Origin of the sequence: Streptosporangium roseum DSM 43021, assembly GCF_000024865.1 — a bacterium.
Classification (GTDB): Bacteria; Actinomycetota; Actinomycetes; order Streptosporangiales; family Streptosporangiaceae; genus Streptosporangium; species Streptosporangium roseum.
Genome location: NC_013595.1, coordinates 3,034,893 through 3,055,783, shown reverse-complemented (window position 1 = coordinate 3,055,783; position 20,891 = coordinate 3,034,893). Strand labels below are relative to the sequence as shown.

The following is a 20,891-nucleotide window of genomic DNA, read 5'->3' as shown; positions in this document are numbered from 1 at the left end:
GTGGCCGTCGGCGGCGTCCTGCCCGGCGGGCTGGAGGCCGTGGTCTCGATCACCGCCCGGTGCCGCCCGTCCGGCGGGCCGGTTCACCGTCACACCCTCGCCAGGCGTCCGCATCGGTGGGACTAGCCCTCGATCGGCTCGGAGGTGAGCAGGCCCTCGCTGACCTCGCGCAGCGCGATGGACAGCGGCTTCTCCTGGGCGTGGGTCTCCACCAGCGGGCCGACGTACTCCAGCAGGCCCTCGCCGAGCTGGGAGTAGTAGGCGTTGATCTGGCGCGCGCGCTTCGAGCCGAAGATCACGAGGCTGTACTTGCTGTCGACGATGTCGAGGAGCGCGTCGATCGACGGGTTGGTGATGCCTTCGGAATAGGCGGCGTTCGTTGCCACGTTGTGATTTCCCCTAGCTAGGTGAACGACCGGGGCTCGAAGCCTCGGGAGCATCAGCCAGTAAGGCTATCAGCCGATGACATACATCCTGGACGGACGTGTTCACAAGAGTCAGGTCGAATTCCTGCTCCGCGGCCATCTCGATCCGGCCCGCCGCCAGGCGCCGGGCGATGACGTCCTCGGGTTCGGTTCCCCTGCCGCGCAGGCGCTTCTCCAGCTCCTCCCAGGTGGGCGGGGCCAGGAAGACCAGCACCGCCTCGGGCATGCTCGCCCGGACCTGGCGCGCGCCCTGGAGGTCGATCTCCAGCAGCGTGGGCACTCCGGCGGCGAGCTTCTCCAGCACCGGGCCGCGCGGCGTGCCGTACCTGTTGCCGGCGAACTCGGCCCACTCCAGCAGCTCGCCGGAGGCGGCCAGGCGGTCGAACTCGTCGTCGTCGGCGAAGAAGTACTCCACCCCGTGGGTCTCCCCCGGCCGGGGCTTCCTGGTGGTCACCGAGACCGACAGCCACACCTGGGGGTGTGCCCGCCGAAGCTCGGCGACGACCGTGGACTTGCCGACGCCTGACGGTCCTGAGAGGACCGTCAGGCGGTTGCCGGTCGGCCCGGCGGAGGCTCGCGCCGCCACCAGGCCTGCGACCGGGGAGGTGAAGTCACCGGACCCGCTCTCAGCGGTTTCCTCCGGGACCCGACTCTCGCCGGGCCACGACGTTCCGGTCACTCCAAACCCCCCGTGATGCCGTTCCCGCGGATGCGGGTGAGCGTGTTCTTACTGAACCGAGACTAGCTCTCGGCACCGCCGAACTCACGCTCGAGCGAAGCTCGCTGGTTGGCGCCGAGACCCCGCACGCGGCGGGACTCTGCGATGCCAAGCCGCTCCATCAGCTGCTTGGCGCGGACCTTGCCCACGCCGGGGAGCGACTCCAGAAGGGCCGACACCTTCATCTTGCCGATGACGTCGTCGGCCTGCCCGTCTTTGAGCACCTCAGCCAGAGAGATCGCGCCGTGCTTCAGGCGATTCTTAACCTCGGCACGCTCTCGGCGGGCCTTGGCAGCCTTCTCTAGGGCTGCGGCGCGCTGCTCAGGGGTAAGGGGAGGAAGAGCCACGCCGGGTCACCTCGAATTTCCTGTGGATGTACTCGGACGGGAAGGGAAACTAGCTGGTCATGACGCTTCAAGCAACGTCAAGCCCAGTTTCTTCCCTTAGAAAATCTACTTCGTCACTTTGTGTAGCCGAAAAGTTGCCGAGCGTCGACGAAACTGCGCTCAGCGCCGTGTTTCCCGCGACTTGGATCACACCGCGCGTCCGCTGCCGGCGAGGGTCCGCCGGAGCGCCGCGGCGATCCCCGCGGCGGCGGCTCCGGGGTCGGCCGAGCCGGTGATCGGGCGGCCGATGACCAGAAGATCGGCCCCGTCGGCGAGCGCCTGCTCAGGAGTCGCTACTCTTGCCTGATCCTGACTCGCGGCGCCGACGGGGCGGACGCCGGGAGTGATCAGGGTGATGTCCGGCCCGACCTCTGCCCGCACCGTGGCGACCTCACGCGGCGAGCACACGAGGGCCTGGGCGCCCGCGCCGACGGCCACGACCGCCAGACGGCGCACGGCGTCATCGGAGGGACCCGCGACACCGATCCGCTCCAGATCGGCCTCGGAGAGCGACGTGAGCACCGTCACGGCCGCGATCTGGGTGTTGGGCAGGGCCTCCACCGCCGCCTGGATCATCGCGGGGCCACCGGCCGCGTGGACGGTCAGGATGGCGGGCTTGAGCCGCGCCACGGCCTTGGCCGCGCCGGCGACGGTGTTCGGGATGTCGTGGAGCTTCAGGTCCAGGAACACCTGCACGCCGCTCGCCCCGCGCACCGAGGCGATCACCTCGGGTCCGTAACGGAGGTAGAGTTCGAGTCCGACCTTGACCGTGCTGACGTGGGGCGTCACCAGGCTCGCCCAGTGGGCCGCGGTCTCCAGGTCGGGTGCGTCCAGGGCGACGGCGATGGGTGCGGGCGTCACAGGGAACTCTCCTCTAGGTCTGTCCGGTGCCGGGTGGGCGCCCCCGGCGGGCGATGGGCCAGCCCGACCGCGTCGGCCAGCCGGTGGAACCCCCGGGCCGCCAGGAGCTCCTCCAGCTCGCGCAGGATGCGCAGGCAGGCGTAGGGGTCATGGAACAGCGCGGTGCCGACGGCGACGACACAGGCCCCGGCGAGGATGAGCTCGAAGGCGTCCCTGCCGGTCAGCACGCCGCCCATGCCGATGATGGGCACGCTGGGCAGCGCGGCGTGGACCTGCCACACGCAGCGTACGGCCAGCGGCCGGATGGCCGGTCCGGACAGCCCGCCGGTGACCGCCGCCAGCGACGGGCGCATGGCTTCGGTGTCGATGCTCATGCCGAGCGGGTTGTTGATCATCGAGAGCGCGTCCGCGCCGCCGTCCACGCACGCGCGGGCGACGCTCACGACGTCCATCACGTCCGGGGAGAGCTTGGCCACCACGGGCACGTCGTAGCGCATCACCGAGCGCACCGAGGCGACCACCTCGGCCGAGGCGGCCCCGTCGCGGGCGAAGACGCGCCCCCGGTCCTCGATGTTGGGACAGGACAGGTTGACCTCCACGGCGCTCACCCCGGGGGCGTCGGTGAGCCTGCGGGCCAGCGCGGTGTACTCGGCCACGGTGCCGCCGCCGATGGAGACCACGGTCCTGACGTTCCGCTGGGCCAGCCAGGGCAGCTCGCGCTCCAGGAAGGCGTCCACGCCCGGCCCCTGCAGGCCGATGGCGTTGAGCATGCCCGAGGGCGTCTCGGCCATCCTGGGGGTCGGACGGCCCGCTCTGGGGGCCATCGTGATCGACCGCGTGGTCAGCGCGCCGATCCGGCCCAGGTCGAAGAACTGGGCGAGCTCGGAGCCCGACGCCGCGCACCCCGCGGCCGTGATGATCGGGTTGACCAGTTCCACGTGCCCCAGGTACGTCCGCATGTCAACCGACATTCCGCGATCCCCCACCGGGCGCTCCGAGCGCGTCGAACGGGATCGTTCCCACATCGTCGAAGCGGACGCGCTCGCCCCGGAAGACCGGACCTTCGACGCACGAGCGCACCATCCGGGTCACGCCGTCGTCGCCGATGACGGGCAGCACGCACGTCATGCAGACGCCGATCCCGCACGCCATCCGCTCCTCCACGGCCACCTGGACCGGGATGTCGAACTCGACCGCCACGGCGGTGACGCCGCGCAGCATCGGCATCGGGCCGCAGGCGTAGACCACGTCGGCCCGGACGTCGGCGATCACGCCGGGCAGCACGTCGGTGACCCGGCCGCGCAGGCCCAGGGAGCCGTCCTCGGTGGTCAGCGTGGTCGTCTCCCCCATCCTGCGGGCGCGCAGCGCGCCGAACACCCGGTCGGCGGAGGCCGCGCCCAGCACGAAGTCGACGCGGCAGCCGCGCTGCTGGAGCGCGTCGGCCACGGCGAACAGCGTCGCCGAGCCGTACTCGCCGCCCACCAGGACGCAGGTCACCGGGTCGCGCGGCAGCGGGAACGGGCGGCCGAGCGGCCCGACCAGGTCCAGCGTGTCGCGGGCGCGGCGCTCGGCCAGCCAGGCCGTGCCGGGACCGCGCACGGTGAAGACGAACTCCACCGTGCCGCTGTAGTCGGGCTTGACGTCGTGGATGGAGAAGGCACGGCGCGTCAGCGTCGACGTCTGCGCCCCGCCGACGGCCACCGCGACGAAGTGGCCGGGCCGGAACCGCTCGGCGATGCCGGGTGCGACCACGGTCAGCGCATGATAGGCGTCGACCCGGCGCGTCGTCAGCACCGTGCCCGTCACCTGTACCGGAGTAACAGGCGTCTCCCTCACCTCCGCCTGGGGCGCGTCAGCCCCGCAGCCGCCGTGCCTATGGTCGCGTCCGGCTCCTCACTCGCTCCGCGGACGGCTCGTTCTTCGCCGGCCACCGCACTCGCTCATCCCCTCAGCTGCTCCGCGTGCTCCTGGAGCGACCGTACGCCGATGTCGCCGCGGACGATGGCCTGGATGCCCTGGACGGCCGCGGCGAGCCCCTGGACGGTCGTGATGCAGGGGATGCCCCGCAGCACGGCGGCGGTGCGGATCTCGTAGCCGTCCAGCCGCGGCCCGGACTGGCCGGGGCTGCCGAAGGGCGTGTTCACGATGAGATCCACCTCACCATCCAGGATGCGCCGGCCGATGGTCGGCTCACCCTCGGGACCGGTTCCGTCGCTCTGCTTTCGCACGATCTTGGCATGGACGCCGTTACGGCGCAGCACCTCGGCCGTTCCCTCGGTGGCCAGAATCTCGAAACCGAGGTCCGCGAGCGCCTTGACCGGGAAGATCATCGCACGCTTGTCCCGGTTCGCCACCGAGACGAACGCCCGCCCGCCGGTCGGCAGCGAGCCGTAGGCGGCGGCCTGCGACTTGGCGTAGGCCGTGCCGAAGAACCGGTCGATGCCCATGACCTCGCCGGTGGAGCGCATCTCCGGGCCCAGCACGGTGTCCACGCCGCGGAAGCGGTTGAACGGCAGCACCGCCTCCTTGACCGCGATGGGCGCGTCCAGCGGCATGGTGCCGCCGTCGCCCTCGGCCGGGAGCATGCCCTCGGCGCGCAGCTCGGCCACCGTGGCGCCCATCATCACGCGGGCCGCCGCCTTGGCCAGCGGCACCGCCGTGGCCTTGGAGACGAACGGCACCGTACGGCTGGCACGCGGGTTGGCCTCCAGCACGTAGAGGATGTTGGCCGACATGGCGTACTGCACGTTGAGCAGGCCGCGCACGCCCACGCCGCGGGCGATCTCCTCGGTGGCGGCGCGGATGCGCTTGATGTCGTGGCTGCCGAGCGTCATCGGGGGCAGCGAGCACGCCGAGTCGCCGGAGTGGATGCCGGCCTCCTCGATGTGCTCCATCACGCCGCCGAGGTAGAGCTCCTCGCCGTCGAACAGCGCGTCCACGTCGATCTCGACGGCCTCGTCGAGGAACTTGTCCACCAGCACCGGGTGGTCGCTGGCCGCGCCGGCCTTGGACATGTAGGTCGTCAGCGTCTCGTCGTCGTAGACGATGGCCATGCCGGCGCCGCCGAGGACGTAGGAGGGCCGGACCAGGACCGGGTAGCCGATCTCCCCGGCGATCGCCAGGGCCTCGTCCACGGTGACCGCGGTGCCGTGCTTGGGCGCGGGCAGCCCGGCCTCGGCCAGGACGCGGCCGAACGCGCCGCGCTCCTCGGCGAGGTGGATCGACTCCGGCGAGGTGCCGACGATCGGGACCCCGGCGTCCTTGAGCGCCTGGGCCAGGCCGAGCGGGGTCTGGCCGCCGAGCTGGACGATGACGCCCGCGACCGGGCCGGTCTGCTGCTCGGCGTGGACGACCTCCAGGACGTCCTCCAGGGTGAGCGGCTCGAAGTAGAGCCGGTCGGAGGTGTCGTAGTCGGTGGAGACCGTCTCGGGGTTGCAGTTGACCATGACGGTCTCGTAGCCGGCCGCCGACAGCTCGAAGGAGGCGTGCACGCAGGCGTAGTCGAACTCGATGCCCTGGCCGATCCGGTTCGGCCCCGAGCCGAGGATGAGGACCTTGGGGCGCTCGCCGTACGGGACCTCGGTCTCCTCGTCGTAGGTGGAGTAGAGGTAGGGCGTGCGCGCGGCGAACTCGGCGGCGCAGGTGTCGACGGTGTTGTAGACCGGCCGGACGCCGAGCGCGTGGCGCAGGTCGCGGACCCGGGGCTCGGTCATGTCGCGGAGCTCGGCGATCTGCAGGTCGCTGAAGCCGTACCGCTTGACCTTCGTCAGCACCTCGGCGGTGAGCTGGGGGACCTGGCGCAGCTCGGCGGCGACCTCGTCGATCGCCTGGAGCTGGTCCAGGAACCACGGGTCCACCGCGGTGGCCTCGAACAGCTCGGCGGGCGTGGCCCCGGCGCGGATGGCCTGCTGCATGGTGAACAGCCGGCCGTCGTGCGGCGTGCGGCAGGCCTTCAGGAGGTCGTTCTTGTCGCCCGGCTCGCCCGCCCAGGTGAAGACGGCGCCCTTCTTCTCCAGCGAGCGCAGCGCCTTCTGCAGGGCCTCGGGGAAGGACCGGCCGATGGCCATGGCCTCGCCGACCGACTTCATGTGGGTCGTCAGGGTCTGGTCGGCCCCGGGGAACTTGTCGAAGGCGAAGCGGGGCACCTTGACCACGATGTAGTCGAGCGAGGGCTCGAACGACGCCGGGGTCTCCTTGGTGATGTCGTTGGGGATCTCGTCCAGGGTGTAGCCGATGGCCAGCTTGGCGGCGATCTTCGCGATCGGGAAGCCGGTGGCCTTCGAGGCGAGCGCGCTGGAGCGGGAGACGCGCGGGTTCATCTCGATGACGACCATGCGGCCGGTGGCCGGGTCGACGGCGAACTGGATGTTGCAGCCGCCGGTGTCCACGCCGACCTCGCGGATGACCGCGATGGCGACGTCGCGCATGTTCTGGTACTCGCGGTCGGTGAGCGTCAGGGCGGGGGCCACGGTGACGCTGTCGCCGGTGTGCACGCCCATCGGGTCGATGTTCTCGATGGAGCAGACGATGACGACGTTGTCGGCCTTGTCGCGCATGACCTCCAGCTCGTACTCCTTCCAGCCGAGGATGGACTCCTCCAGGAGCACCTCGGTGGTCGGCGAGGCGTCGAGGCCCGCTCCGGCGATGCGGCGCAGGCCCTCATCGTCGTGGGCGAAGCCGGAGCCGACGCCGCCCATGGTGAAGGAGGGGCGCACGACCAGCGGGTAGCCCAGCTCGCCGGCGGCCGTCAGGCACTCGTCCAGGGTGTGGCAGACGAACGAGCGGGCCGAGTCGGCGTTGAGGCCGCGCTCCCGCGCGACCTTGGCCACGATGCCCTTGAACAGCTCGCGGTTCTCGCCCGCCTGGATGGCGTCCACGTCGGCGCCGATCAGCTCGACGTCGTATTTGGCCAGGACGCCGGCCTCGTGCAGGGCGATCGCGGTGTTCAGCGCGGTCTGGCCGCCGAGGGTGGGCAGCAGCGCGTCGGGACGCTCCTTGGCGATGATCTTCTCGACCATGTCCGGGGTGATCGGCTCGACGTAGGTGGCGTCGGCGAACTCGGGGTCCGTCATGATCGTCGCCGGGTTGCTGTTGACGAGGATCACGCGGAAGCCCTCGGCGCGCAGCACGCGGCAGGCCTGGGTGCCCGAGTAGTCGAACTCGCAGGCCTGCCCGATCACGATGGGCCCGGAGCCGATCACCATGACCGACTGGATGTCCGTGCGCTTAGGCACCCTTGCTTCCCTCCGTGTCGGCGCCCGGCTCCTCGCCCGCGCCATGTCCCCTGACGGCTTCCGCGCCCGTGGTCACGCTCACTCGTCCCCCGGCCGATTCCATCAGCGCGCAGAAGTCGTCGAACAGGCCGGCGGAGTCGTGCGGACCGGCCGCGGCCTCGGGGTGGTACTGGACGCTGAAGGCGGGCCGGTCGAGCAGCCGCAGTCCCTCGACGCAGTCGTCGTTGAGGTTGACGTGGCTGACCTCCGCCGGGCCGTACGGCGTGTCGAAGCTCCCCTCCAAGGGGGCCTGCACGGCGAAGCCGTGGTTGTGCGCGGAGATCTCCACCTTGCCGGTGCGCCGGTCCTGGACCGGCTGGTTGACCCCGCGGTGGCCGTAGCGGAGCTTGTAGGTGCCCAGGCCGAGGGCCCGGCCGAAGATCTGGTTGCCGAAGCAGATGCCGAAGAACGGCGTGCCGGAGTCGAGGACCCCGCGCAGCGCCTCGACCGGCCCGTCGGCGGTGGCCGGGTCGCCGGGGCCGTTGGAGAAGAACACCCCGTCCGGGTTGACCGCGAGGATGTCCTCGGCCGTGCTGGAGGCCGGCAGGACGTGCACCTCGCAGCCGCGCTCGGCCATCCGGTGCGGGGTCATCGCCTTGATGCCGAGGTCGACGGCCGCCACGGTGAAGCGCTTGGCGCCGATCGCCGGCACGACGTACGGCTCGGCGGTGGAGACCGCCTCGGCCAGGTCGGCGCCCTCCATCGCGGGGCTGCGCCGGACGCGCTCCAGGAGCTCCTCGACCGGGGCGAGGGCTGTGCCGGAGAAGACGCCCGCGCGCATGGCACCGCGCTCGCGCAGGTGGCGGGTGAGGGCGCGGGTGCCGGCGATGGCGATGCCGACGACGCCCTGCTCCCTGAGGTAGTCGTCGAGGGAGCGGTTGGCGCGCCAGTTGGAGGAGACGCGCGCGGGCTCGCGGACCACGTAGCCGGAGACCCAGACGCGCGAGGACTCGGGGTCCTCGTCGTTGACCCCGGTGTTGCCGATGTGCGGCGCGGTCATCGCGACGATCTGGCGGTGGTAGGAGGGGTCGGTGAGCGTCTCCTGGTAGCCGGTCATCCCGGTGTTGAAGACCATCTCACCGAAGGTCTCCCCCTCGGCGCCGTAGGGAATCCCATGGAAGACACGTCCGTCTTCCAGCACTAGCACTGCGGTCACTCAAACACCCCGATCATCTCGGTCATTGCTCCGCAAAGTATGAAATATCCGGCGCCTCTGAGGGGCGCCCCTCCACGATGTGGGACGCCCGCCGCGCGGGCGGGCCGCCTGCGGCGGGCGCGGGCCGTCACGCGAGCTTTCCGTCCAGGACGGTCGGCCTGCCGCGCAGGAAGGTGGCCACGACCCGGCCCGGGAGGGTCCTGCCCTCATACGGGGTGTTGCGGCTCCTGGAGGCGTAGCCGGCCGGGTCCACCTCGGCGCGCACGGCGGCGTCGTAGAGGGTGATGTTGGCCGGCGCGCCGACCTCGATCGGCCGGCCGTGCTCCTGGAGTCGGCCGATCCTGGCCGGGGCGCAGGACATGCGCTCGGCCACGCCGGCCCAGTCGAGCAGCCCGGTCTCCACCATGGCCTCCTGGACCACCGACAGGGCCGTCTCCAGGCCGATCATGCCCATGGCCGCGGCGGCCCACTCGGTCTCCTTGTCCTCGACCGGGTGCGGGGCGTGGTCGGTGGCGACGCAGTCGATCGTGCCGTCGGCCAGGGCCTCGCGCAGCGCCTCCACGTCCGCGCGGGTGCGCAGCGGCGGGTTGACCTTGTAGATGGGGTTGTAGGAACCCACCGGGGAGTCCTCGACGAGATCGTCGGTGAGGAGCAGGTGGTGGGGGGTCACCTCGGCGGTGACGTTCCAGCCCTTCGACTTGGCCCAGCGGACGATCTCCACCGAGCCGGCGGTGGACAGGTGGCAGACGTGCAGGCGGGAGCCGACGTGCGCGGCGAGCAGGCAGTCGCGGGCGATGACCGCCTCCTCGGCGACCGCCGGCCAGCCGGTCAGGCCCAGCCTGCCGGAGACCGCGCCCTCGTTCATCTGCGCGTCCTTGGTCAGGCGCGGCTCCTGGGCATGCTGGGCGACCACGCCGTCGAAGGCCTTGACGTACTCCAGCGCGCGGCGCATGAGCACCGCGTCGGAGACGCACTTGCCGTCGTCGGAGAAGACCCGGACCCGCGCGGCGGAGTCGGCCATCGCGCCGAGCTCGGCCAGGCGCTCGCCCTGGAGGCCGACGGTGACGGCGCCGACCGGCCGCACGTCGCAGTGGCCGGCCTCCTGGCCCAGGCGCCAGACCTGCTCGACGACGCCGGCGGTGTCGGCCACCGGGTCGGTGTTGGCCATGGCGTGCACCGCGGTGTAACCGCCCAGGGCGGCGGCGCGGGTGCCGGTCTCGACGGTCTCGGCGTCCTCGCGGCCGGGCTCGCGCAGGTGGGTGTGGAGGTCCACCAGGCCGGGCAGGGCGATGAGGCCCCGGGCGTCGACCTCCACGTCGCCGGCCAGCCCCTGGCCGATCTCGGCGACGACCCCGTCGCGGATCAGGATGTCGGCGGGCTCGCCGCCGAGAATCTTCGCACCCTTGATGACGGTGGTGGTCACTGGATCTCTCCCCCGAGGTCGGCGCCGCCAAGCAGCAGGTACAGAACGGCCATGCGAGTGGTCACACCGTTGGCGACCTGCTCGACGATCGTCGAGCGCGGAGAGTCGGCCACCTCGGCCGCGATCTCCATTCCCCGGTTCATCGGACCGGGATGCATCACGATGGCCTCGTCGTGCATCTTCGCGACGCGGTCGCGGTCGAGACCGTAGCGGCGGCTGTACTCCCGCTCGGTGGGGAAGAACGCGGCGTTCATCCGCTCGCGCTGCACGCGCAGCATCATCACCACGTCCGACTTGGGCAGCACGGAGTCGAGGTCGTAGGAGACCTCGCACGGCCAGGAGTCCACGGTCACCGGCAGCAGCGTGGGCGGGGCGACCAGGGTCACCTCGGCGCCGAGCGTGTTCAGCAGCAGCACGTTGGAGCGGGCCACCCGGCTGTGCAGCACGTCGCCGACGATGGTGACCTTCCTGCCGTCCAGCGGGCCGAGGCGGCGGCGCATGGTGAAGGCGTCGAGCAGGGCCTGGGTGGGGTGCTCGTGGGTGCCGTCGCCGGCGTTGACGACGCTGCCGCGCACCCAGCCGGCCAGGCGGTGCGGCGCGCCGGAGGCGCCGTGCCGGATGACGACGGCGTCGGCGCCCATCGCCTCCAGGGTGAGCGCGGTGTCCTTGAGCGACTCGCCCTTGGAGACGCTGGAGCCCTTGGCGGAGAAGTTGATGACGTCCGCCGACAGGCGCTTGGCCGCCGCCTCGAAGGAGATCCTGGTCCGGGTGGAGTCCTCGAAGAAGAGGTTGACCACGGTACGGCCGCGCAGGGTGGGCAGCTTCTTGATGGAGCGTTCCGAGATCTTCGCCAGCTCGTCGGCGGTGTCCAGGATCAGCAGGGCGTCGTCACGGCTCAGGTCGGCCGCCGAGATCAGGTGCCGCTTCACTTGTCGTCTTCCTTCAGCAGCAGGACCGCGTCGCGGCCGTCGTTCTCCTCCAGGTAGACCTTGACGATCTCGGACTTGGAGGTCGGGAGGTTCTTGCCCACGTAGTCGGCGCGGATGGGCAGCTCGCGGTGGCCGCGGTCGACCAGGGCGGCGAGCTGGACGGCCTGCGGGCGGCCCAGGTCGTTGAGCGCGTCGAGCGCGGAGCGGACGGTGCGGCCGGAGTAGAGGACGTCGTCGACCAGGACGACGATCCTGCCGTCGATGCCGTCGGCCGGCAGCTCGGTGCGGCCCAGCGCGCGGGCGGGGCGCAGGCGGAGATCGTCGCGGTACATCGTCACGTCGAGGGATCCGACGGGGACCGAGCGGCCCTCGAACTGCTTGATGCAGGCGGCCAGGCGCCGGGCCAGATGGACGCCCCGCGTGGGGATCCCGAGGAGGACGATGTCCTCGGCGCCCTTGGTGCGCTCAAGGATCTCGTGGGAGATGCGGACCAGCGCGCGATTGATGTCGGGCCCCTCAAGGACCGCGCGTGCGCCACTGTGAGCATGCGAAATGGCCTCAGCCAAAGAAAACACCACCTTTCCCGCCTCACGGGACGGGTCTTAAAGGAAGTCAACGACTTCACGTTAGCAGCCGTCGGGCAGTGGGCCGGAATCGGCCCCTTACTTCCGTAACGGCATCAAACTATGACATAGCGCCATGCATAGTACTTAGAGCCGTACACACCTCATTAATTGGCAAACTCTCGCCTCCCCCGGCCGTGACGGCGGATCGCCGGGGGCAGGGCCAACCGTGACGGCATCCGTCCGGCAGCAGACCTCTGGGGAGAGCATGGGCGCCCAACTCCGCGCGATCCGCGCGCGCATCCGGTCCGTCACCTCGACGGCCAAGATCACCCGGGCGCAGGAGCTCATCGCCTCCTCCCGGATCCCCCAGGCACGCCAGCGCCTCGACTCCGCCAGGCCGTACGCCGCGGAGATCACCAGGGTGGCCTCCATCCTCATCAGCCACGGCACCCACATGGACCACGCGCTGCTCAACCGCAAGCCCGACACCTCGCGCGTGGCCGTGCTGCTGATGAGCAGCGACCGGGGCTTCTGCGGCGGCTTCAACAACGACGTGCTGCGCCGGGGGGACGCGCTGGCGGCGCTGCTGCGCGAACAGGACAAGGAGCCGGTGTTCTATCTCTCGGGCCGCAAGGCGGTGGACTTCTACCGCTTCCGGCACAGGAGGACCGAGCGGGAGTGGGTCGAGCTGTCGGGCCATCCCACCTACGAGGTCGCCGCCGAGATCGGCCAGACGCTGGTGGAGGCCTTCGACACGCCCACCCGGGAGGGCGGGGTGGGCGAGGTCCACGTCGTCTTCACCGAGTTCGTCTCCATGCTGACCCAGGAGACCCGCGTGCGCCGGATCCTGCCCCTGGAGATCGAGGAGCGGGAGATCGGCGGCGGGGCCGGGGGCGCCGCCGCCCCCCTTCCGCCGTACGAGTTCGAGCCGGCGCCGGGGGCCGTGCTCGACCTGCTGCTGCGGCAGTACGTCCGGGGCCGGATCTGGAGCATGCTGCTGGAGTCCAGCGCCTCCGAGCACGCCGCCCGCCGGCAGGCGATGATGTCGGCCACCGAGAACGCCCACGAGCTGATCGGCCAGCTCACCCGCCGGGCCAACTCCGCGCGGCAGGCCGAGATCACCACCGAGCTCACCGAGATCGTGAGCGGCGCGGACGCGCTGGCGCAAAAGGGGGGCGAGGAGTAGTCCCCGGGGGGACGGCGACGAAGATCTACCTCACCGGCTTGGCAAAACCGGACAAAGTGCTATTAAAATCCTTCGCGTCATCGTCAGCCACCGGGGGATCGAGAACATGGGCCTGTCCGCTCGCGAGAAGCGCACACTCGACGGGATCGCCGACCGGCTCTACGGGGAGGACCCACTCCTGGCGGAGTCCCTGTCGTCCTTCGCCAGCGGCGTGGTCACCGCGGAACTTCTGCCCCCGCGCCGCCGCGCGTCGGCCCTCGTCCTGCTCCCCGTCGCCCTGCTGGCCGCGATCATGGCGATCATGGCCCTGGTGCTCCCCCCGATCTCGGGCACGGAGGCCGACCCGGTCCCCGTCTCCCAGGTGCTGCCCCGCGGCTGACGCCGGCGCGTGCGGCGCGCCGGCCCAGGCCGGGCGGGACCGGCCAGGAACAGGCACGCCCGGCCCGGAAACGGGCGCGATCGACCTGGCAACAGGCGCGTGCGGGTGCCGTCTGCCCTGGTAGCGCGGGTTTCATCCTTTCTGCCCCTGGGGACCTCATTTGGTATTGCCACTAAATGTGGTCGATACGGGGGATATGTGCCGGGGGGCGCGAGATGGGGGATTCCTTTGGCGATCGTCCACGCGGACGCACCGCCGCCGAAGAAGGAGTGATCCGCGACGACGCGGCCGAGGCCATAGCGTCCGAACACGGCAAACTCGGCCTCCCCGCGGCGACGTCACTCGTCGTCGGCAACATCGTGGGCACGGGGGTGTTCCTGCTGCCCGCCTCCCTCGCCGCCTACGGCACGGTCAGCATCCTGGCGATGGCCCTGGTGTCGATCGGCGCCATCGCGCTCGCCGTCGTGTTCGGCAGGCTCGGCGCGCGGGTGCCCGCGGGCGGCGGGCCGTACGCCTACGCCAAGGACGCCTTCGGCGAGTTCCCCGGCTTCTGGAACGCCTGGTCGTTCTGGCTGACCGCCTGGATCGGCAACGCCGCGATCGCCGTCGTCTGGGTCAACTACGTCAACTACTTCCTGCACTGGGACTCCGCCGTCGCCCAGACCGCCCTGGCCTTCGTCGCCCTGTGGATCCCCGCGCTGATCAACCTGAGCGGCGTGCGGAACATCGGCGCCTTCACCCTCGTCACGACGGTGCTGAAGTTCATCCCGCTGATCTTCGTCGCGGTGGTCGGCCTGTTCTTCGTCCGGAGCGCCAACTTCGGCCCGTTCAACGCCACCGACGGCAACTGGATCGGCGCCGTGTCCACCGCCGGCGCGCTCGCGCTGTTCATCTACTCCGGCGTCGAGAGCGTCACCATCGTGGCGGAGAAGATCAAGAATCCGGCGCGCAACATCGGCAGGGCCAGCGTGTACGGCGTGCTGATCTGCGCCGCCATGTACATGCTCAGCACCGTCGCCATCTTCGGCACCGTCCCGCACGACGCCCTCGTCAACTCCCCCGCCCCGTTCGCCGACGCGATCAACAACATGTTCGGCGGCGGCATCGGCGGCGGCATCATGGCGGCCTGCGCGGTCGTCTCCGGAATCGGCGCCATCAACGGCTGGACCATGCTCGTGGCCGAGATGCCGATGGCCGCGGCCAGGGACGGCCTGTTCCCGGAGATCTTCACCAGGGAGAACCGCCGCGGCGCCCCGTGGGTGGGCATCGTCCTGGGCACCGCGCTGACCTCGCTGGTCGCGGTCTACAACTACTTCGGCACCACCGAGGGCTTCAACAAGATCTTGCTGATCGCCACCTTCACCACGGTCATCCCCTACTTCTTCTCCGCGTGCGCCCAGCTGTTCTGGCTGGTCACCGGGGCCAGAAAGGTCCGCGGAGCCCGCCTGGGCCGCGACCTGACCATCACCGCCGTGGCCATCCTGTTCGCCTTCTGGATGACCTACGGCGCCGGCATGGAGGCAGTCTTCATCGGCTTCCTGATGATGCTCGTGGGCATCCCGGTCTACATCTGGACCAAGGCGAAGCGTGGCGAGTACGGCACCAGGGAGGGAGCACCGGCCTCACCCCCCGGACGATCTCGTTAACAACGACGAAGGAAGAGAAGAAATGACCTTTCATGTCGACTCCGAGGTGGGCAGGCTCCACCGGGTCCTGCTGCACAAGCCCGAACTGGCACTCAAGCGGCTCACCCCCTCGAACAAGGACGAATTCCTCTTCGACGACGTGCTGTGGGTGCAACGGGCGGTGGAGGAGCACGAGCGGTTCCAGCAGGTGCTGCGCGAGCGCGGCATCACCGTCTACATGCTGGCCGACCTGCTGCGCGAGACGGTCGACATCCCCGAGGCCCGCAAACACATCCTGGACAGGACCTTCGACGAGCACTACTTCGGGCCGATGGCCATCGACGCCCTCCGCAACGTGTTCGACGCGATGGACTCCGCCGAACTCCAGCTCTACCTCACCGGCGGCATCACCAAGCGCGAACTGGTGGAGCGGGGCACCGACCCCAAGAGCCTGGCCTTCCACACCCTGGAGTACGACGACTTCATCCTGCCGCCGCTGCCCAACCACCTGTTCACCCGCGACACCTCCTGCTGGATCTACGACGGCGTCTCCATCAACGCGATGAAGAAGAAGGCCCGCCAGCGCGAGACCGTGAACTACGAGGCCGTCTACCGCTACCACCCGATGTTCGCCGCCGGCTACGACCGGCCCGGACAGGGCGGCTACAACGTCTGGATGCCGGGCCTGGCCGCGGCGCCGGCCACCATCGAGGGCGGCGACGTGCTGGTCATCGGCCGGGAGACGGTGCTGGTCGGGATGAGCGAGCGCACCCAGCCACAGGCGGTGGAGATGCTCGCGCGCAGCCTGTTCCACAAGGGCTCGGCGAAGAGGATCGTCGCGCTGAACATGCCGAAGGCCCGGGCGTTCATGCACCTGGACACGGTGATGACGAACGTGGACGTCGGCGTGTTCACCAAGTACGCCGGCCTGGGCATGCTGCCCTCCTACACGGTCGAACCCGGTGACACCGAGAAGGAACTCAAGATCACCGACCATCCCGCGGAGGACATGCACAAGGCCATCGCGCGGGCACTCGGCCTGGACGACATCAAGGTCCTCACCCCCACCCAGGACGTCTACGCCGCCGAGCGGGAGCAGTGGGACGACGGCTGCAACGTCCTGGCCGTCGAACCCGGCGTCGTCATCGCCTACGAGCGCAACACCACCACCAACAACTACCTGCGCGCCAACGGCATCGAGGTGATCACGACCCCGGGCAGCGAGCTCGGCCGGGGCCGGGGCGGGCCGCGCTGCATGAGCTGCCCGCTCGAACGCGACGGCATCTGACCCGCTTCATCGTCACGGGGGACATCCATGGCATTCAACCTGCGCAACCGCAGCTTCCTGAAGGAACTCGACCTCACCCCCGAGGAGTTCACGTTCCTCGTCAGGCTGTCGGCCGACCTCAAGGCAGCCAAGTACGCCGGCAACGAGGATCCCCGGCTCACGGGCAAGAACATCGCGCTGATCTTCGAGAAGACCTCCACCCGCACCCGCTGCGCGTTCGAGGTCGGCGCCCACGACCAGGGCGCCCACGTCACCTACCTCGACCCCAGCGGCTCCCAGATGGGCCACAAGGAGTCGGTCAAGGACACCGCGCGGGTGCTCGGCCGGATGTTCGACGCCATCGAGTACCGGGGCAGCAAGCAGGCCTACATCGAGGAGCTCGCCGCCTACTCCGGCGTCCCGGTCTGGAACGGCCTCACCGACGAGTGGCACCCGACGCAGATGCTCGCCGACATGCTCACCATGCAGGAGCACAGCGACAAACCCCTGCACGACGTCTCCTACGCCTACCTCGGCGACGCCCGCAACAACATGGGCCACTCGCTGCTGGTCACCGGCGCCATGCTCGGCATGGACGTGCGGATGGTGGCCCCCAAGGACCTCTGGCCCGACGAGAAGGCGGTCGTCAAGCCCGCCAGGGACCTCGCCAAGCGGACCGGCGCCACGGTCACCGTCACCGACGACGTGAACAAGGGCGTCAAGGGCGTGGACTTCCTCTACACCGACGTGTGGGTGTCCATGGGCGAGCCCAAGGAGGTGTGGGACGAGCGCATCAAGCTGCTCATGCCGTACCAGGTCAACGCGGCGGTGGTGAAGGCCACCGGCAACCCGGGGGTGAAGTTCATGCACTGCCTGCCGGCCTTCCACAACCGGGAGACCCGGGTCGGCGAGGACCTGTTCGAGAAGACCGGCCACGACGCGCTGGAGGTCACCGAGGAGGTCTTCGAGTCACCGCGCTCGATCGTCTTCGACCAGGCCGAGAACCGGCTCCACACCATCAAGGCCATCATGGTGGCCACCCTGGGGGACTGAGACCGTGCACGACACCGCCACACCACCAAGGCACCGGCCACCCCGGCCACCCCGGGGCACTGAGACCGCGCACGACACCGCCACACCATCAAGGCACCGGCCACCCCGGGGGACCGCGACCGCGCACGACACCGCCGCACCACCAAGACACCGGCGGGAGGACGGCAGATGCGCGTCCTGGTAGCCCTGGGGGGCAACGCGCTGCTGCGGCGGGGGCAGCGGCCCGACGCCGGCAGCCAGCAGGAGAACCTCCGTGACGCGGTCACGTCGCTGGCCTCGCTGGCCGAGCGGCACGAGCTGATCATCACGCACGGGAACGGCCCGCAGGTGGGCGTGCTGGCGCTGGAGAGCGCCAAGGACTCCAACCTGACCCGGCCCTACCCCCTCGACACGATCGTCGCCGAGACCCAGGGCATGATCGGCTACTGGATGCTCCAGGCGCTGCAGAACGCGCTGCCCGGACGGCAGGTCGCGGCGATGGTCACCCAGACGCTCGTCTCCGCGGTGGACCCCGCGTTCGACGACCCGACCAAGTTCGTCGGCGAGGTCTACGACCGGCAGGAGGCCGAGAAACTGGCCCGGGAGTACGGCTGGACGGTCAAGCCGGACGGGCAGTACTGGCGCAGGGTCGTCCCCTCCCCCACCCCGCAGCGGGTCGTGGAGACCCGGCTGATCCGCCGCCTGGTCCGCGACCACGTCCTGACGATCTGCGCGGGAGGCGGCGGCGTCCCGGTCATCCGCAACGAAAAGGGCCAGCTCCAGGGCGTCGAGGCGGTCATCGACAAGGACCTCACCGGGTCGGTGCTCGCCGAGGCCCTGGAGGCGGACGTCTTCATGATGCTGACCGACGTGCCGCGGGTGGCCAGGAACTTCGGCACCCCGCAGCAGGAGGACATCGCCCACACCACTCCCCACCAGCTGCGCGCGGAGGAGTTCCCCGCCGGTTCGATGGGGCCGAAGGTGGAGGCGGCCTGCCGTTTCGTGGAGACGACCGGCGACATGGCCGCCATCGGCAAGCTGGACGAGGCCGAGCAGATCCTGGAGGGGAAGGGGGGCACGATCGTCACCCCCAACGCCACCTGGCCGCTGGCCAGCACACTCTGACCCGAGGCCCGACCGCCGCGTTCCGGCGGGCAGGGCCCGGCCGCTCCTCCCGGCACGACGGATCACCACCACACAGGCACAGTCGAGGAGGAACGAGACATGGCTTCCGTGGCACATCGGCTGTTCCGCACCAAGTCCGCCGACGAGATCGTCGCCGAGGGCGGCCACGGCGAGGGCGGCGAGCTGCGCCGGACCATGACCCTGTGGCAGCTCACCCTCTTCAGCGTCGGAGCCACCCTCGGCACCGGCATCTTCGTCATCCTCGGCCAGGCCGTACCCAAGGCGGGCCCCGCGGTGGTGGCCGCGTTCGTGCTGGCGGCGATCACGGCCCTGTTCTCCGCCCTGTCCTACGCCGAGCTGGCCGGCACCATCCCCGTCTCCGGCTCGTCCTACTCCTACGCCTACGCGACCCTGGGCGAGCTCGTGGCGTGGGTGTGCGGCTGGTGCCTGATGCTGGAGTACGCCGTCTCGGTGGCGGCGGTGGCGGTCGGCTGGGGCGAATACCTCAACCACTTCCTCCAGGACCTGTTCGGCTGGCAGCTGCCGGACTCCATCACCCACTCCCCCGGCGACCAGGGCGGGGTGATCAACCTCACCGCGATCCTGATCGTCGTGCTCGCCACCTGGCTGCTGCTGCGCGGCGCCTCCGAGAGCGCCACCGCCAACGCGATCTTCGTGCTGATCAAGATCGCGGTGCTCGTCTTCTTCTGCGTGGTGGCCTTCACCGCCTTCAGCGCGGGCAACCTGACGCCGTTCGCCCCCATGGGCATCGCCGGCATCACCGCCGCCGCCTCGCAGGTCTTCTTCTCCTACATCGGCTTCGACGCGGCCTCCACCGCCGGCGAGGAGGCCAAGAACCCCAAACGCGACCTGCCCCTGGCGATCATCCTCTCCCTCGTCATCGTCACGATCGTCTACGTGGCGGTGGCGCTGGCCGCCGTCGGCGCCATGCCGTGGCAGCAGTTCGACCCGGACACCACCGAGGCCAGCCTCGCCCTGATCGCCGACCTTGCCACCGGCTCCACCTGGGCGGGCATCATCATCTCCTTCGGCGCGGTCATCGCCATCGCCAGCGTGGTCCTCACCGTGCTGTACGGCCAGACCCGCATCCTGTTCGCGATGTCGCGCGACGGCCTGATACCGAAGATCTTCGAGAAGGTGAACCCGCGCCGCCAGGTCCCGGTGGCCAACACGCTGATCGTGGCCGCGTTCGTCTCGGTGCTCGCCGGGTTCATCCCGCTGGGCCAGCTCGCCGAGGCCACCAGCATCGGCACCCTGTTCGCCTTCGCCATCGTCAACGTCGGTGTGCTGGTGCTCCGCCGAACCCGGCCCGACCTGCCGCGCAGCTTCAGGACACCGCTCTTCCCGATCACGCCGATCCTCGGTGTGATCTTCTGCATCATCGTGATGCTCGGGCTGGCGGGGGTCACCTGGCTGGCCTTCGCCATCTGGATCCTGGTCGGCCTGCTGGCCTACTTCCTGTACGGCTACCGCCACTCCCGTCTCAACCGGAGCGTCCGATGAAGATCGAGCATGTTCTCGCCGGGTTCATCCCCGAGTCGCGCGGCAAGGACGGGCTCTGGCTGGCCCTGCTGCTGGCCAGGCAGACCGGGGCACGGCTGACGGTCGCCCACGTGCACGCCCCCGCCTGGACCACGCCGGGGCCCGGCAAGATCGACGCCGAGTGGCAGGCGTACGTGGCCGAAGAGGCCACTCAGACCCTCGACCAGGCGCGGCGGCTGCTGGCGGACGTGGACGACGTGCCGATCGACTACGTCCTGCACGGCCACCGGGGCAGCGGGCGCGGCCTGGTGCAGCTCGTCGGCAGGAGCAAGGCCGACGTGGTGGTCATCGGCTCGGCCCCCGGAGGCAGCCGGGGCCGTATCCGCCTGGGCAGCACCGCCGACCAGCTCTTGCACGCCTCCCCCGTGCCCGTCGCCCTGGCGCCCCGGGGGTACGGCGAGGAGCATCCGCCCCGGATCCAGCGGCTGACCGTGGCCTACCGGCGCGCCCCCGCCTCCGGCGAGGCGGTACGGCAGGCCGCCGCGACGGCCCTGCAGATGGACGTGCCGCTGCGCCTGATCACCCTGGTGCTGAGCGGCGGGCGGCAGGCGCGGATAGAGGAGGAGATGCTCAACCGGCTGCGGGAGAGGGTCGCGGCCGACCTCAAGGCGGCCGCTCGCGGGCACCGGAGGGTGGAGGTGGAGGTGGCGGTGCTGGAGGGCAGGAACGTGGCGGCGGCGCTGGGCGGCACCGACTGCGAGGGTTCGATGCTGATCTGCGCCTCCAGCGAAACGGGGCCGTTGCGCCGGGTCTTCCTCGGCGACATCTCATCGAAGATCATACGCGCAGCGCCGTGCCCGGTGATGATGTTGCCCCGAAACCCACCGAAGAAGCCTGGATCCGGTGGCAAGCAGGGGAAACCTTGATGATTCACTATGCGGGGTAGGACAAGTGCGGCGTTTGCGGAGGACCACGTCGGATCGGATTCGACATCTTTTTTCCAATCAGCTTGACCTTAGGCGTCCACCGCTTTACCG

Annotated in this window: 19 protein-coding genes; 8 read left to right on the top strand and 11 right to left on the bottom strand. The window is 70.2% G+C overall.

Annotation, left to right across the window (positions count from 1 at the left end):
* Positions 1 to 122: 122 nt before the first annotated feature.
* From rpoZ to pyrR, 11 genes are all read right to left on the bottom strand, one after another.
* A complete protein-coding gene (gene rpoZ / locus SROS_RS13630; protein WP_012889517.1) occupies positions 123 to 386 on the bottom strand; it encodes a DNA-directed RNA polymerase subunit omega in 264 nt (87 codons plus the stop codon).
* A gap of 13 nt (positions 387 to 399) precedes the next feature.
* Positions 400 to 1,014: a guanylate kinase gene (gene gmk / locus SROS_RS13625; RefSeq protein WP_043655522.1), complete on the bottom strand. Its 615-nt coding sequence runs from the start codon at positions 1,012 to 1,014 to the stop codon at positions 400 to 402.
* 152 nt (positions 1,015 to 1,166) lie between these two features.
* Positions 1,167 to 1,490 carry an integration host factor, actinobacterial type gene (gene mihF, locus SROS_RS13620; protein WP_012889515.1) on the bottom strand — a complete coding sequence of 108 codons (324 nt, stop codon included), beginning with the start codon at positions 1,488 to 1,490 and terminating at the stop codon, positions 1,167 to 1,169.
* A gap of 186 nt (positions 1,491 to 1,676) precedes the next feature.
* On the bottom strand, positions 1,677 to 2,390 hold the full coding sequence (pyrF, locus tag SROS_RS13615) for an orotidine-5'-phosphate decarboxylase (RefSeq protein WP_012889514.1): 714 nt from the start codon (positions 2,388 to 2,390) through the stop codon (positions 1,677 to 1,679).
* Positions 2,387 to 3,361 carry a dihydroorotate dehydrogenase gene (locus tag SROS_RS13610; RefSeq protein ID WP_012889513.1) on the bottom strand — a complete coding sequence of 325 codons (975 nt, stop codon included), beginning with the start codon at positions 3,359 to 3,361 and terminating at the stop codon, positions 2,387 to 2,389. Before SROS_RS13610 ends, pyrF begins: the two co-directional genes overlap by 4 nt.
* Positions 3,351 to 4,226 (bottom strand): dihydroorotate dehydrogenase electron transfer subunit, encoded by an 876-nt coding sequence (locus tag SROS_RS13605; protein WP_012889512.1) that lies wholly within the window; start codon positions 4,224 to 4,226, stop codon positions 3,351 to 3,353. Before SROS_RS13605 ends, SROS_RS13610 begins: the two co-directional genes overlap by 11 nt.
* 104 nt (positions 4,227 to 4,330) lie before the next feature.
* Positions 4,331 to 7,624 (bottom strand): carbamoyl-phosphate synthase large subunit, encoded by a 3,294-nt coding sequence (gene carB, locus SROS_RS13600; RefSeq protein ID WP_012889511.1) that lies wholly within the window; start codon positions 7,622 to 7,624, stop codon positions 4,331 to 4,333.
* Positions 7,617 to 8,819, bottom strand: coding sequence for a glutamine-hydrolyzing carbamoyl-phosphate synthase small subunit (gene carA / locus SROS_RS13595; RefSeq protein ID WP_012889510.1), 1,203 nt, complete (start codon positions 8,817 to 8,819; stop codon positions 7,617 to 7,619). Before carA ends, carB begins: the two co-directional genes overlap by 8 nt.
* 127 nt (positions 8,820 to 8,946) lie before the next feature.
* Positions 8,947 to 10,242, bottom strand: a complete 1,296-nt coding sequence (locus tag SROS_RS13590; RefSeq protein WP_012889509.1) for a dihydroorotase — start codon at positions 10,240 to 10,242, stop codon at positions 8,947 to 8,949.
* On the bottom strand, positions 10,239 to 11,171 hold the full coding sequence (locus SROS_RS13585; protein WP_012889508.1) for an aspartate carbamoyltransferase catalytic subunit: 933 nt from the start codon (positions 11,169 to 11,171) through the stop codon (positions 10,239 to 10,241). Before SROS_RS13585 ends, SROS_RS13590 begins: the two co-directional genes overlap by 4 nt.
* Positions 11,168 to 11,737 carry a bifunctional pyr operon transcriptional regulator/uracil phosphoribosyltransferase PyrR gene (gene pyrR, locus SROS_RS13580; protein ID WP_245564630.1) on the bottom strand — a complete coding sequence of 190 codons (570 nt, stop codon included), beginning with the start codon at positions 11,735 to 11,737 and terminating at the stop codon, positions 11,168 to 11,170. Before pyrR ends, SROS_RS13585 begins: the two co-directional genes overlap by 4 nt.
* Positions 11,738 to 12,002: 265 nt before the next feature.
* Between pyrR and SROS_RS13575 the strand changes: the two genes are divergently transcribed.
* From SROS_RS13575 to SROS_RS13540, 8 genes are all read left to right on the top strand, one after another.
* On the top strand, positions 12,003 to 12,923 hold the full coding sequence (locus SROS_RS13575; protein ID WP_012889506.1) for a F0F1 ATP synthase subunit gamma: 921 nt from the start codon (positions 12,003 to 12,005) through the stop codon (positions 12,921 to 12,923).
* 106 nt (positions 12,924 to 13,029) lie between these two features.
* Complete coding sequence (locus tag SROS_RS13570; RefSeq protein ID WP_012889505.1) at positions 13,030 to 13,302, top strand: DUF3040 domain-containing protein; 273 nt, start codon at positions 13,030 to 13,032, stop codon at positions 13,300 to 13,302.
* A 269-nt stretch (positions 13,303 to 13,571) separates the two neighbouring features.
* Positions 13,572 to 14,948 carry an amino acid permease gene (locus SROS_RS13565; protein WP_245564629.1) on the top strand — a complete coding sequence of 459 codons (1,377 nt, stop codon included), beginning with the start codon at positions 13,572 to 13,574 and terminating at the stop codon, positions 14,946 to 14,948.
* A gap of 22 nt (positions 14,949 to 14,970) precedes the next feature.
* A complete protein-coding gene (locus SROS_RS13560; RefSeq protein WP_012889503.1) occupies positions 14,971 to 16,215 on the top strand; it encodes an arginine deiminase in 1,245 nt (414 codons plus the stop codon).
* Between the two features lie 27 nt (positions 16,216 to 16,242).
* Entirely contained in the window at positions 16,243 to 17,247 is a 1,005-nt protein-coding gene (gene argF, locus SROS_RS13555; protein WP_012889502.1) for an ornithine carbamoyltransferase, read from the top strand.
* 168 nt (positions 17,248 to 17,415) lie between these two features.
* A complete protein-coding gene (gene arcC / locus SROS_RS13550) occupies positions 17,416 to 18,351 on the top strand; it encodes a carbamate kinase (protein WP_012889501.1) in 936 nt (311 codons plus the stop codon).
* A gap of 99 nt (positions 18,352 to 18,450) precedes the next feature.
* Positions 18,451 to 19,875, top strand: coding sequence for an amino acid permease (locus tag SROS_RS13545; protein WP_012889500.1), 1,425 nt, complete (start codon positions 18,451 to 18,453; stop codon positions 19,873 to 19,875).
* Positions 19,872 to 20,780 (top strand): universal stress protein, encoded by a 909-nt coding sequence (locus tag SROS_RS13540; protein WP_012889499.1) that lies wholly within the window; start codon positions 19,872 to 19,874, stop codon positions 20,778 to 20,780. The genes SROS_RS13545 and SROS_RS13540 overlap by 4 nt, the downstream gene beginning before the upstream one ends.
* Positions 20,781 to 20,891 lie beyond the last annotated feature (111 nt).

Bases quoted from the DNA above. Each gene is read 5' to 3' on its own strand.
- SROS_RS13610 (WP_012889513.1), bottom strand. From the start codon at position 3,361: ATGTCGGTTGACATGCGGACGTACCTGGGGCACGTGGAACTGGTCAAC.
- SROS_RS13575 (WP_012889506.1), top strand. From the start codon at position 12,003: ATGGGCGCCCAACTCCGCGCGATCCGCGCGCGCATCCGGTCCGTCACC.
- SROS_RS13570 (WP_012889505.1), top strand. From the start codon at position 13,030: ATGGGCCTGTCCGCTCGCGAGAAGCGCACACTCGACGGGATCGCCGAC.
- SROS_RS13560 (WP_012889503.1), top strand. From the start codon at position 14,971: ATGACCTTTCATGTCGACTCCGAGGTGGGCAGGCTCCACCGGGTCCTG.
- argF (WP_012889502.1), top strand. From the start codon at position 16,243: ATGGCATTCAACCTGCGCAACCGCAGCTTCCTGAAGGAACTCGACCTC.
- arcC (WP_012889501.1), top strand. From the start codon at position 17,416: ATGCGCGTCCTGGTAGCCCTGGGGGGCAACGCGCTGCTGCGGCGGGGG.
- SROS_RS13545 (WP_012889500.1), top strand. From the start codon at position 18,451: ATGGCTTCCGTGGCACATCGGCTGTTCCGCACCAAGTCCGCCGACGAG.
- SROS_RS13540 (WP_012889499.1), top strand. From the start codon at position 19,872: ATGAAGATCGAGCATGTTCTCGCCGGGTTCATCCCCGAGTCGCGCGGC.